This is a genomic window from Streptomyces sp. NPDC005494, assembly GCF_042872025.1.
Lineage (GTDB): Bacteria > Actinomycetota > Actinomycetes > Streptomycetales > Streptomycetaceae > Streptomyces.
Window position 1 is genome coordinate 236,896 of the sequence record NZ_JBIAJR010000008.1, and the last position, 12,529, is coordinate 249,424.

The 12,529-nt window shown below is 70.2% G+C and carries 8 protein-coding genes and 1 tRNA gene; 5 read left to right on the plus strand and 4 right to left on the minus strand.

Translation table 11 applies throughout. From position 1 onward, the window contains the following. Positions 1 to 95 precede the first annotated feature (95 nt). Positions 96 to 183 (minus strand) — tRNA-Leu (locus ACFYQ6_RS23590). 189 nt (positions 184 to 372) lie between these two features. Here ACFYQ6_RS23590 and ACFYQ6_RS23595 point away from each other — a divergent pair. After that, positions 373 to 1,737 (plus strand): DUF2254 domain-containing protein, encoded by a 1,365-nt coding sequence (locus tag ACFYQ6_RS23595; RefSeq protein WP_361577712.1) that lies wholly within the window; start codon positions 373 to 375, stop codon positions 1,735 to 1,737. A gap of 9 nt (positions 1,738 to 1,746) precedes the next feature. Here ACFYQ6_RS23595 and ACFYQ6_RS23600 read toward each other — a convergent pair whose 3' ends face one another. From ACFYQ6_RS23600 to sucC, 3 genes are all read right to left on the minus strand, one after another. Beyond that, positions 1,747 to 3,336, minus strand: a complete 1,590-nt coding sequence (locus tag ACFYQ6_RS23600) for an aldehyde dehydrogenase family protein (protein WP_388764744.1) — start codon at positions 3,334 to 3,336, stop codon at positions 1,747 to 1,749. 323 nt (positions 3,337 to 3,659) lie between these two features. Continuing rightward, positions 3,660 to 4,541, minus strand: coding sequence for a succinate--CoA ligase subunit alpha (sucD, locus tag ACFYQ6_RS23605; RefSeq protein ID WP_388764746.1), 882 nt, complete (start codon positions 4,539 to 4,541; stop codon positions 3,660 to 3,662). Positions 4,542 to 4,543: 2 nt separating this feature from the next. Further along, the gene (gene sucC / locus ACFYQ6_RS23610) at positions 4,544 to 5,680 is read right to left on the minus strand and encodes an ADP-forming succinate--CoA ligase subunit beta (protein ID WP_361577704.1); all 1,137 of its coding nucleotides are present in this window, start codon (positions 5,678 to 5,680) and stop codon (positions 4,544 to 4,546) included. A 166-nt stretch (positions 5,681 to 5,846) separates the two neighbouring features. Between sucC and ACFYQ6_RS23615 the strand changes: the two genes are divergently transcribed. From ACFYQ6_RS23615 to ACFYQ6_RS23630, 4 genes are all read left to right on the plus strand, one after another. After that, complete coding sequence (locus ACFYQ6_RS23615) at positions 5,847 to 7,538, plus strand: thiamine pyrophosphate-binding protein (protein ID WP_361577701.1); 1,692 nt, start codon at positions 5,847 to 5,849, stop codon at positions 7,536 to 7,538. A 13-nt stretch (positions 7,539 to 7,551) separates the two neighbouring features. Further along, a complete protein-coding gene (gene frc, locus ACFYQ6_RS23620) occupies positions 7,552 to 8,790 on the plus strand; it encodes a formyl-CoA transferase (protein ID WP_361577698.1) in 1,239 nt (412 codons plus the stop codon). A gap of 2 nt (positions 8,791 to 8,792) precedes the next feature. After that, positions 8,793 to 10,949 carry an acetate--CoA ligase family protein gene (locus tag ACFYQ6_RS23625; RefSeq protein WP_388764748.1) on the plus strand — a complete coding sequence of 719 codons (2,157 nt, stop codon included), beginning with the start codon at positions 8,793 to 8,795 and terminating at the stop codon, positions 10,947 to 10,949. A 126-nt stretch (positions 10,950 to 11,075) separates the two neighbouring features. Continuing rightward, positions 11,076 to 12,464: an OFA family MFS transporter gene (locus tag ACFYQ6_RS23630; protein ID WP_361577693.1), complete on the plus strand. Its 1,389-nt coding sequence runs from the start codon at positions 11,076 to 11,078 to the stop codon at positions 12,462 to 12,464. Positions 12,465 to 12,529: the final 65 nt, after the last annotated feature.

Genomic DNA, 12,529 nt, shown 5'->3' on the forward strand with positions numbered 1-12,529 from the left:
GAGACCGGATCGTGATGCGGGAGGGTGAGGCGGTCGGCGCCGGCGACCGCACCCCCGGGAACGCAAGAAGACCCCAGATGAACTGGGGTCTTCGCTGGTGTCCGAGGGGGGACTTGAACCCCCACGCCCGATAAAGGGCACTAGCACCTCAAGCTAGCGCGTCTGCCATTCCGCCACCCGGACAAGGTGTCTGTCGTCCCGGGGTGTTCCCCGTGGCGACAAAGAAAACAATACCAGGGGTTCGGGGTGCCTCTCACCTGCGTTTCCCGTGGTCAGTGCGGTGCGGGCACTTCCGGACACCCCTGACGCCGACATGCGCACATATCGTGGCGTGCCGTGTACGCACAGTCGCGCCGGGCTACCTTCGCGGGCATGAGTGGCAAGAGTGTCCCGAGCGGCGGGAGTGAGTACGCCCGCCGGCGGCCCCCCGCACCGACCTCGCCGTCATCGGCGTCCTCGCTGTCCTTGCTCCGGGAGCGGCTGCGGGACACCTTCTGGTTCACGCCGGTGTCGGGACTGCTGGCCGCCTTCGTCATCTGGTGGGGACTCTCCGAGCTGGACACCAGGATCGTCACGCTCCTGCGGGAGGAGGGGGCGTACCAGGAGCTCGAGGACCTGCTGGCCTTCGCCGGGGACGCGCGGACGATCGTCACCACGGTGAGCGCGGCGATGATGACCTTCATCGGCGTCGTGTTCAGCATCTCGCTGGTGGCCGTGCAGATGGCGAGCGGGCAGCTCACCCCGCGCGTGGTCCGCATCTTCGTGCGGAGCAGGATCAGCAAGCTCACCCTGACGGTGTTCCTGGCGACCTTCGCCTTCTCCCTGCTCGTGCTGACCTCGTACGAGGGCGGAACCGATCCGGACCCCCGGCGGGTGACATCGGTGCCGCTGCTGCAGAGCCTGCTCACGCTGGGACTGGTGGGCCTGAGTCTGCTGCTGTTCGTCGCCTACGTCTCGTCCACGCTGCGGCTGATGCAGGTCGGTCCCGTCCTCGACCACATCACCCGCGAATCGCTCGACGCCCTGAAGCGTCAGCCCCAGGCGCCGGACCCGGCGCCGGAGCCCGGCCCGGAGACGGCGCGGGCGGCGCACCGGGGGCGGGCCGGGGTGCTGCGGAGTGTGCGGGTGTCACGGCTGGTGCGAGCCGCGCGACGGCACGGGGTGGTGCTGCGGCTGGTGCCTCGTGCCGGGGACTTCCTGGTGCCCGGTACCCCGGTGCTGACCGCGCACGGCGGCCCCCTCCCGCCGCCGGGCACCCTGCGGCGTACGGTGCTGGTCGGGGTCGAGCGCAGCCTGTACCAGGATCCGGCGTTCGGGCTGCGGCAGTTGTCGGACATCGCGCTGCGCGCCCTCTCGTCCTCCGTGAACGACCCGACCACGGCGGTGCAGTGCCTGGACCGCATCGTGCAGTTCCTCTCCGTCGCGGTGCATCTTCCGCTCGGCCCCTTGCACCACCGGGACCGGCGGGGTGCGGTGCGGCTCGTCCAGGAGGTGCCGGGGTGGACGGAGCTCGTCGATCTCGCGTTCGAGGAGATCCGGGGGTGCGCGGCGTCCAGCCCTCAGGTGACGCGACGGTTCCTGGCGGGGCTGGACGACCTCTTGCTGCTGGCCTCCGAGGAGCGCGGCAAGCCGCTGCTCAGGCACCGTGCGCTCCTGGTCGAGGCGGTGGAGCGCACGGTTCCCGAGGCGGCCGGGCGGGCGTTCGCACTGCGCCCGGACCGGCAGGGAATCGCCTGACGGCCGCGGCTACGGCATGAGGTGGTGGTCCGGGAAGTTGCCCGGCAGCCTCTCCTCCCCGGGGCCGTCGGTCACGGCCCGTACGAGCAGTTCGCCGCCGACGAACGCGCCGCGCCAGGACCCTCCGAAGCCTCCGAAGAGCTCTTCGCGGTCGCCCCGCGAACGGGGCTTGCCGTGACCGGTCTTGAAGGCGCGGATCTGTGGGGCGAGCCGCTCGTAGGTCGCGGGGTCGTCGGTGGACAGGGTGGCGACGAGGGCTCCGTTGGACGCGTTCATGGCGGCGAGGAGTTCGGCCTCGGTGTCGACCAGCACGATCGTGTCGACCGGGCCGAAGGGTTCCGCGTGGTGGAGCGGCGAGGAGGGCGGTGGGTTCAGGAGCGTGACCGGGTGGAGATAGGCGCTGGTGTCCTGACCGGGGAGGAAGCGGGCGTCCGCCGCGGATCCCTGATGGAGGGGCACGGCCCCGCGGTCGATCGCCTCGGTGACCTGGTCGTGCAGTTCCTTGGCCTTGGTGGCGTTGATCAGCGGGCCGAAGTCCAGTACGGGGAGCGGGTCGGAGGGGTGCTCCACGGCGAGGGGGTGACCGATGCGCAGGGAGCGCACGGCGGGCAGGTACGCCGCGAGGAAGTCCGCGAAGAGGGTGCGCTGGACGACGAAGCGGGGGTAGGCGGTGCAGCGTTGCTTGCCGTAGTCGAAGAGCTTGGGGACCACGTGGGAGAAGGACTGCCAGTCCGTGTGGTTCCAGAAGCCCCAGGTGTTGAGTCCCTCCTGTTCCAGGATGTGGCGCTTGCCGAGGTCGGCGACGGCGGTCGCGATGCGCGCGCCGGTGTCCCTCCCGCCGACGAACGAGACACAGCCGATCTCGGCCGACCGGACCAGCGGCTCGGACAGTTCGCTCCCGCTGCCGCTGAGGAGGGTGAGCGGCAGGCCCTCGCGGGCGGCGAGCGCGCAGGCCAGGGTGAGGCAGGCGACCCCGCCGTCGGTGGGCGTCTTGGCGATCACGGCGTTGCCGGCGAGGGCCTGTACGAGCATCGCGTGGACCAGTACGGACATGGGGTAGTTCCAGCTGGCGATGTTGGAGACGGGACCGGCGAGCGGTGTGCGGCCGGCCAGCAGGCGGTCGCTGTGGTCGACGTACCAGCGGGCGCCGTCGATCGCCCGGTCCACATCGGCCTGGGCGAGATGCCAGGGCTTGCCGATCTCCCAGACCAGGAGCAGGGCGAGGAGCTCGCGGTGCTCGGCGAGGGCGTCGAGCGTCGCCGACACCCGGGCGCGGCGCTCGGGCAGCGGGACGTGCCGCCAGGCCCGGTGGGCGTCGAGGGAGGCACGCACCGCCTGCCGGGCGGCGGCGGCGTCGAGTCGGGGCGGCCCGCTGACGGGGGTGCCGTCGACAGGGCTGGTCGCGGGGAGGCTACGGCCGTCGGAGTGCCAGGCGGCGGCCCAGAGGTTGCGTACGCGGTCGTCCTGGAAGGCCTCGGGCGCGGTGGCGAGACAGCGGCGCCAGGCGTCCTGCCAGGCGGTTCCCGGCTTGAGGACGAGGGGGACGGGGCCGGGGGTGCGGGGCGGGGTCGTGGACGTCGGTGTGGGTGCCGTGGTCATGGGGTCTCCGCTCTGGAGGTGCGGGATGACTGGGGTCCCCGCTCTGGAGTGCGGGGGTGACTGGCGTCTCCGCTCTGGAGGTGCGGGAGGACTGGGGTCCCCGCTCTGGAGGTGCGGGATGACTGGGTCCCCGCTCTGGAGTGCGGGTTACTGTGGTTCGGGGAGGCGGGGCGCTGGGGTCGCGGGGAGGAACCGGTCGGCGGTGGCGCGGGGCAGGGGGCACCGGGGTGCGGCGCCTGCGGCTCCGCTCCCACGCCGGGACCACCTCGCCGGACCGGCTGATGCCGCGCGGTCTGGCGACGGCCTTCTTGAAGCGGCTGCGTTCAGCCGCGCAGCCTGTTCTCCGCCAGGCGTGCCGTCTCCGTCGGGGTGGCGCCCACGGCGACGCCCGCCGCCTCCAACGCCTTCTTCTTCGCCTCGGCCGTGCCCGACGAACCCGAGACGATCGCCCCCGCGTGGCCCATGGTCTTGCCCTCGGGCGCGGTGAATCCCGCGATGTAGCCGACCACGGGTTTCGTGATGTGCTGGGCTATGTGGGCGGCCGCGCGTTCCTCCGCGTCCCCGCCGATCTCGCCGATCAGGACGATGAGTTCGGTGTCGGGGTCGTTCTCGAAGGCCGTCAGGCAGTCGATGTGCGTCGTGCCGATCACCGGGTCCCCGCCGATGCCCACGGCCGTCGAGAAGCCCGTCTCGCGCAGTTCGTGCATGAGCTGGTAGGTCAGGGTGCCCGACTTGGACACCAGGCCGATGCGGCCGGGCTTCGTCGCGATGTCGGCCGGGATGATGCCCGCGTTGGACTGCCCGGGGCTGATCACCCCGGGGCAGTTGGGCCCGAGGATGCGGGTGCCGCGCGCCCGGGCGTGGGCGTGGAAGGCCACCGCGTCGTGGACGGGGATGCCCTCCGTGATGACCACGGCCAGGCCGATGCCCGCGTCCGCCGCCTCGACGACGGCCGCCCTGGCGAACGGCGGCGGGACGAAGACGACGGTGACGTCGGCGCCGGTGGCGTCCATGCCGTCCTGTACGGAGCCGAAGACGGGGACGGTGCGGTCGTCCAGGTCCACGGTGTGCCCCGCCTTGCGCGGGTTGACACCGCCGACGATCTGGGTGCCCGCGGCGAGCATGCGCCGGGTGTGCTTCATGCCCTCGGCGCCGGTCATGCCCTGGACGAGTACCTTGCTCTCCTTGCTGAGGAAGATCGCCATGATCAGTGCCCTCCCAGGGCCAGTTGGGCTGCCCGGCCGGCTGCGCCGTCCATCGTCGTGACCTGCTGGACCATCGGGTGCGCACGTTCGTCGAGGATCGCGCGGCCCCGCGCCGCGCTGTTGCCGTCGAGCCGGACCACCAGGGGTCTGGTGAGGTGGACGGAGTCCAGCGCCTGCACGATCCCGTCGGCGACCGCGTCGCACGCCGTGATCCCGCCGAAGACGTTGACGAAGACGGACTTCACCGAGGGGTCCGAGAGGATGACGGTGAGACCGTCGGCCATGACGCGTGCGGACGCTCCGCCCCCGATGTCGAGGAAGTTGGCGGGGCGGGCTCCGCAGCCGGCGACCACGTCGAGGGTCGACATGACGAGCCCCGCGCCGTTGCCGATGATGCCGACCTCACCGTCGAGCCTGACGTAGTTCAGCCCCTTGGCGGCAGCCGCCGCCTCCAGTGGGTCACCGTGCGGGTCCGCGGAGTCGGAGCCCCGACGGGGCTGCCTGAAGGCCGCGTTGTCGTCAAGGGTGACCTTGCCGTCGAGCGCGAGTATCCGGCCGTCCGCCGTACGCACCAGCGGGTTGACCTCGACCAGCAGGGCGTCCTCCTGGGTGAGGACCCGCCACAGCGCCTGGAGCACGGGAGCGGTCTCGGCGGGGAGTGAGGCCGCCTCGGCGATCCGGGCCGCCGTGGCGGCGGTGACCCCCTCGGCCGGGTCGACGGGGATGCGTGCCACCGCCTCGGGGCGGGTGGCCGCCACCTCCTCGATGTCCATGCCGCCCTCGGCGGAGGCGATGGCGAGGAAGGTGCCGGCGGCCCGGTCCAGGACGTAGCTGACGTAGAACTCGTCCTGGATGTCGACGGGTTGGGCGAGCATCACGGAGCGGACCGTGTGGCCCTTGATGTCCGCGCCGAGGATCCCGCGTGCGACGACCACGGCGGCGGCCGGGTCGGCCGCCATTTTCACCCCGCCCGCTTTGCCCCGGCCACCGACCTTGACCTGCGCCTTGACCACGACGCGGCCGCCGAGCCGCTCGGCCGCTGCGTGGACGGCGGACGGATGGTCCACGACCTCGGCTTCCGGCACGGCGATGCCGTGATCCGCGAAGAGTTGCCTTGCCTGGTGCTCGTACAGATCCATAGCCACTCCCGATCGTGCCGATTGTGAAAGTGCCGCACGCCCCCTGGACACCACCCACCGGATGCGGGATAACAAGCTTCATACAGTATTCGTCGACTGTATGCAATGTACCGCGAGAGCGGCGGAACGGCTCCCGCACTCCCCTACGAAGGGACAGGACATCGCCATGCCCGAGGACAGCCAGGACAGCCAGAACCTCATCTCCGGTGGGCACTTGGTCGCCAAGGCACTCAAGGCGGAGGGGGTCGAACGCATCTACACCCTCTGCGGCGGCCACATCATCGACATCTACGACGGCTGCGTCGACGAGGGCATCGAAGTCGTCGACGTACGCCACGAGCAGGTCGCCGCACACGCCGCCGACGGCTACGCCCGGATCACCGGTAAGCCGGGGTGCGCCGTCGTCACCGCCGGGCCGGGAACCACCGACGCGGTCACCGGTGTCGCCAACGCCTTCCGCGCCGAGTCACCGATGCTCCTGATCGGAGGTCAGGGAGCGCACACGCAGCACAAGATGGGATCGCTCCAGGACCTGCCGCACGTCGACATGATGACGCCCATCACCAAGTTCGCGGCCACCGTGCCGGACACCGCGCGGGCGGCGGACATGGTGTCGATGGCGTTCAGGGAGTGCTACCACGGGGCGCCGGGGCCCTCGTTCCTGGAGATCCCGCGCGATGTGCTCGACGCGAAGGTCCCGGCGGCCAGGGCACGGGTCCCCGAGGCCGGCCTGTACCGCGCCTCCACCCGGTCGGCCGGCGACCCGGCCGACATCGAGAAGCTCGCCGATCTCCTGGTCCACGCCGAGAAGCCCGCGATCCTGCTGGGCAGCCAGGTCTGGACGACCCGGGCCACCGACGCCGCCACCGAGCTCGTACGCACCCTCAACATCCCCGCCTACATGAACGGCGCGGGCCGGGGCACCCTCCCGCCGGGCGATCCGCACCACTTCCAGCTCTCCCGGCGCTACGCGTTCTCCAACGCCGACCTCATCGTGATCGTGGGAACGCCCTTCGACTTCCGCATGGGCTACGGCAAGCGGCTGTCGCCGGACGCGACCGTGGTCCAGGTCGACCTCGACTACCGCACGGTGGGCAAGAACCGCGACATCGACCTCGGGATCGTCGGGGACGCGTCCGTCGTGCTGAAGTCGGTGACGGAGGCCGCGAGCGGGCGCCTCAACGGCGGCTCGGCCCTGCGCAAGGCCTGGCTGGACGAGTTGCGCGCCGCCGAGCAGACCGCGATCGAGAAGCGGCTGCCGCAGCTGAGGTCGGACGCCTCGCCCATCCATCCGTACCGGCTGGTGAGCGAGATCAACGACTTCCTGACGGAGGACTCCGTCTACATAGGCGACGGCGGCGACATCGTCACCTTCTCCGGCCAGGTCGTCCAGCCCCGCACCCCCGGCCACTGGATGGACCCGGGCCCGCTCGGCACGCTCGGCGTCGGGGTGCCCTTCGTGCTGGCGGCGAAGCAGGCCCGGCCGGACAAGGAGGTCGTGGCGCTGTTCGGCGACGGAGCGTTCTCACTGACCGGGTGGGACTTCGAGACGCTGGTCCGCTACAACCTGCCCTTCGTGGGCATCGTCGGCAACAACTCCTCGATGAACCAGATCCGTTACGGCCAGAAGGCCAAGTACGGCGACGAGCGCGAACGGATCGGCAACACCCTCGGTGATGTCCACTACGACAAGTTCGCCCAGATGCTGGGCGGTTATGGCGAAGAGGTGCGCGACCCCGCCGACATCGCACCCGCGCTGCGCAGGGCCCGGGAGTCCGGGCTGCCCTCGCTGATCAACGTCTGGGTCGACCCCGACGCGTACGCCCCCGGAACGATGAACCAGACCATGTACAAGTAGAGGAGCGGTTGGCATGACCAAAGCTCTTGAGGGCGTGCGCGTCCTCGACATGACGCACGTACAGTCCGGTCCCTCCGCCACCCAGCTGCTCGGCTGGCTCGGGGCGGACGTGGTCAAGCTGGAGGCGCCGGGCGGGGACATCACCCGCAAGCAGTTGCGCGATCTGCCCGACGTCGACTCCCTCTACTTCACGATGCTGAACTGCAACAAGCGGAGCATCACACTCAACACCAAGAGCGAGCGCGGCAAGGAGATCCTCACCGAGCTCATCCGCCGCAGCGACGTCATGGTGGAGAACTTCGGCCCGGGCGCCGTGGACCGCATGGGGTTCACCTGGGAGCGGATCCGGGAGATCAACCCGCGGATCGTCTACGCCTCCATCAAGGGTTTCGGCGAGGGCCCGTACACCAACTTCAAGGCCTACGAGGTCGTCGCGCAGGCCATGGGCGGCTCGATGGCCACCACGGGCTTCGCGGACGGCCCGCCGCTCGCGACCGGTGCCCAGATCGGCGACTCGGGCACCGGCATCCACGCGGTGGCCGGCATCCTCGCCGCCCTGTTCCAGCGCGAGAACACCGGGCGCGGGCAGCGGGTCAACGTGGCGATGCAGCACGCCGTGCTCAACCTCTGCCGGGTGAAGCTGCGCGACCAGCAGCGGCTGGAGCACGGGCCGCTCGCCGAGTACCCGAACGCGCGGGACACCGCGGACGCCGACGAGGTGCCGCGCAGCGGCAACGCCAGCGGCGGCGGCCAGCCGGGGTGGGCGGTGAAGTGCGCGCCGGGCGGTCCCAACGACTACGTGTACGTCATCGTGCAGCCGGTCGGCTGGCAGCCCCTGTCGGCGCTGATCGGCCGGCCCGAGCTCGCGGACGACCCCGAGTGGGCGACTCCGGAGGCCCGGCTTCCGAAGCTCGACAAGATGTTCCAGCTGATCGAGGAGTGGTCGGCGACGCTCCCCAAGTGGGAGGTCCTGGAGCAGCTCAACGCGCACAACATCCCGTGCGGCCCGATCCTCTCCACCCGGGAGATCGTCGAGGACGAGTCACTCGTCGCCAACGAGATGGTGGTCCGCGTCGAGCATCCCGAGCGTGGCGCCTTCACCACGGTCGGCAGCCCGCTGAAGCTGTCCGACTCCCCCGTCGAGATCGTCACCTCACCGCTGCTCGGTGAGCACAACGCGGAGGTGTACGTCGGCGAACTGGGCCTGGGCGACGAGGAACTGCGGCTGCTGAAGACGAACGGAGTCATCTGAGCATGACCACAACAGTCGAGACACAGGAACGGGAACGCGTCAGGGCGCTGCTCGACCGCGTCCGGAGCGAGGGGCGCGGCGCGCTCACCGCGCCGGAGGGGAAGATCGTCGCCGACGCTTACGGGATCACGGTGCCCGGCGAGGGCCTGGCCCGTGACGTCGACGAGGCGGTGGCGCTGGCCGACCGGCTCGGCGGGTCCGTCGTCCTCAAGATCGTCTCCCCCGACATCCTGCACAAGACGGACGCGGGCGGCGTCGTGGTCGGCGTGTCGGGCGCGAAGGAGGTGCGCGCGGCCTTCTGCGGCATCGTGAAGAACGCGAAGGCCTACGCGCCGGACGCACGGATCGAGGGAGTCCAGGTCCAGCAGCTCGTACCGCCGGGCCAGGAGGTCATCGTCGGGGCGGTCACCGACCCGACGTTCGGGAAGGTGGTGGCGTTCGGTCTCGGCGGTGTCCTGGTCGAGGTGCTGAAGGACATCACCTTCCGGCTGGCGCCGGTGACCGCGGACGAGGCGCGGTCGATGCTCGACTCGATCGGCGCCGCGGAGATCCTGAAGGGGGTACGGGGGGCACCGGCCGTGGACCGATGGGCGCTCGCCGAGCAGATCCGGCGGGTCTCTCAACTGGTCACGGATTTCCCGGAGATCGCGGAGGTGGACCTCAACCCCGTCATCGCGTCGCCGGACGGCGCCGTGGCCGCGGACATCCGGATCCTGCTGGCGACCGGGGAGGTCAAGGCGCGGCGCCGCTACAGCCGGGAGGAGATCCTCGTATCGATGCGCCGGCTGATGGAGCCGCGTTCGATCGCGGTCATCGGTGCCTCCAACGAGCAGGGGAAGATCGGCAACTCGGTGATGCGCAACCTCATCGACGGAGGTTTCGCGGGCGAGATCCATCCGGTGAACCCCAAGGCCGATGACATTCTCGGCCGCAAGGCGTACAAGAGTGTCACCGACGTTCCCGGTGAGGTGGATGTGGCGGTCTTCGCGATCCCCGCCAAATTCGTCGCTTCGGCGCTCCAGGAGGTGGGCCGCAAGGGGATCCCGAACGCCGTGCTCATTCCGTCCGGCTTCGCCGAGACGGGTGAACAGGCCCTCCAGGACGAGATCGTGGCGGTCGGCGAGCAGTACGGCGTGCGGCTGCTGGGACCCAACATCTACGGCTACTACTCGACGTGGCAGGACCTCTGCGCCACGTTCTGCACCCCGTACGACGTCAAGGGCCCGGTGGCGCTGACCTCGCAGTCGGGCGGCATCGGGATGGCGATCCTGGGCTTCGCGCGGTCGACGAGGACGGGGGTCTCGGCGATCGTCGGGCTCGGCAACAAGTCCGACATCGACGAGGACGACCTGCTGACCTGGTTCGGGGAGGACCCGAACACCGAGTGCATCGCGATGCACCTGGAGGACCTCAAGGACGGGCGGGCCTTCGTGGAGGCGGCGCGGGCGACCGTGCCGAGGAAGCCGGTCGTGGTACTCAAGGCGGGGCGTACGAGCGCGGGTGCCAGGGCGGCGGGTTCCCACACGGGCGCGCTGGCCGGGGACGACGCGGTGTACGACGACATCCTGCGTCAGGCGGGGGTCATCCGCGCGCCGGGACTGAACGACATGCTGGAGTACGCGCGGGCGCTGCCCGTCCTGCCGGCGCCCCGGGGCGACAACGTCGTGATCATCACGGGGGCCGGCGGCTCGGGGGTGCTCCTCTCGGACGCGATCGTGGACAACGGGCTCTCGCTGATGGAGATCCCGCCCGATCTGGACACGGCGTTCAAGGCGTTCATCCCGCCGTTCGGCGCGGCCGGAAACCCGATCGACATCACGGGCGGGGAACCGCCGTCGACCTACGAGGCGACGATCCGGCTCGGGATGGAGGATTCGCGGATCCACGCCCTGGTCCTGGGTTACTGGCACACGATCGTCACCCCTCCGATGGTCTTCGCCGAACTCACGGCCCGGGTGGTGGAGGAGTTCCGGGCACGCGGGATCGAGAAGCCGGTGGTGGCGTCGCTCGCCGGGGACACCGAGGTGGAGGAGGCGTGCGCGTACCTGTTCGAGCGGGGCGTCGTCGCCTATCCGTACACCACGGAGCGGCCTGTCGCCGTGCTCGGCGCGAAGTACCGCTGGGCCAGGGCGGCCGGGCTGTTGGGCGGTGGCCGATGACCTGATGACGACGGCTCGAACCACGGGGTCTGCGGCATGCCGCGCGAGGCCGCGGACCCCCGCGCGAAGTGAGAACGGGCAGGGGGCGCTGGCCAGACTTCTTCCACGCAAGGGGTTCGATCGACAATGACGACTGCAGACCTCACCACATCCGTCCCCTTCAGGGAGGTGACGGACGCCAACGGCCGCACGTACCGGCTGGGCGAGAGCGACATCGACATCATGGGCCGCAAGCGCAAGTGGATGGTCATCCTGCCGTGGGTCGGCATGATGGGCATCAGCTCGGCCGAGTACGCCTTCGCTTCGGCGGAGGACACACTGCACCACGCGCACAACTGGAACAGCGGTCACATCTACTGGATGATGACCGTCTGGGTGTTCTTCCAGGCCGCGGTCGCGATGCCCGCCGGCAGGCTCCGGGAGACCGGCCGGCTCCCGGCCCGCTGGGCGATGATGCTCGGCGCGACGGGCACTCTCCTCGGCTATCTGTCGCTGGCGTACGCGCCGCACGTGATCTTCGCGTACATCGGCTTCAGTGTGTTCTCGGGCATGGGCGCGGGGATGGTGTACGCCACCTGCGTCAACATGGTCGGCAAGTGGTATCCGGAACGCCGGGGCGGCAAGACCGGCTTCGTCAACGGGGGGTTCGCCTACGGTTCGGTGCCGTTCGTCTTCCTCTTCACCGGGTTCATGGACATCACCAACTTCCGGTGGGTCCTGGTCTCGGTGGGTGTCTTCCTCGCGGCGCTCGTGGCCTGTGCCGGCTTCTTCTTCCGGGACCCGCCGAAGAACTGGTGGCCCGCCGAGATCGACCCGCTCAACCCGCCCGAGGACCCCCGGGCCCGCCGTGCGCTGGAGAAGAACCCTCCGGCCGTCAAGCAGTACTCCCCCGGCGAGGCATGGAGGACCGGCCGGGTGGCGCTGATGTGGTGCTGTCTCGCCTGTACCTCCGGTGTGAACATCTTCGGTATCGCCTTCCAGGTCGACATCGGGCAGGACGCCGGATTCGCCGCCGGCATCGTCGCCACGGCGATGTCGCTGAAGGCGATCGTCAACGGCACCGGGCGCGGCGTCATCGGCTGGCTCTCCGACCTCTACGGCCGCAAGAAGTGCCTGCTCTACGTCTGCGTCATCCTGGGGCTGGCCCAGTTCGGCATCATCTGGTCGGCCGAGATGAAGAGCCTGCCGCTCTTCCTGCTCTTCTCCGCGATCTCGGGCTTCGGCGGCGGGGCCATCTTCCCGATGTTCGCGGCGATGACCGCGGACTACTTCGGTGAGAACAACAACGCCACCAACTACGGCATGGTCTACAGCTCCAAACTCGTCTCCGGGCTCGGCGCGGGTATGGGCTTCCTGGTCGTGGACGCCTGGGGGCTCTACGGCGCCTTCATCCTTGCGGGCAGCATCTCGTTCTTCGCGGGATTCCTCGCCCTGTTCCTCGCGGCACCCGGCCGGGACCGGAAGGGCAACCCGCTGGTGAAGCCCTCTCCCGCCCTGATCCGGGAGACCGACTGACCGCACCTGCGCATCACACGCATGGGGCCCGGTTCCTGCTGGAACCGGGCCCCATGCGTGTGTGC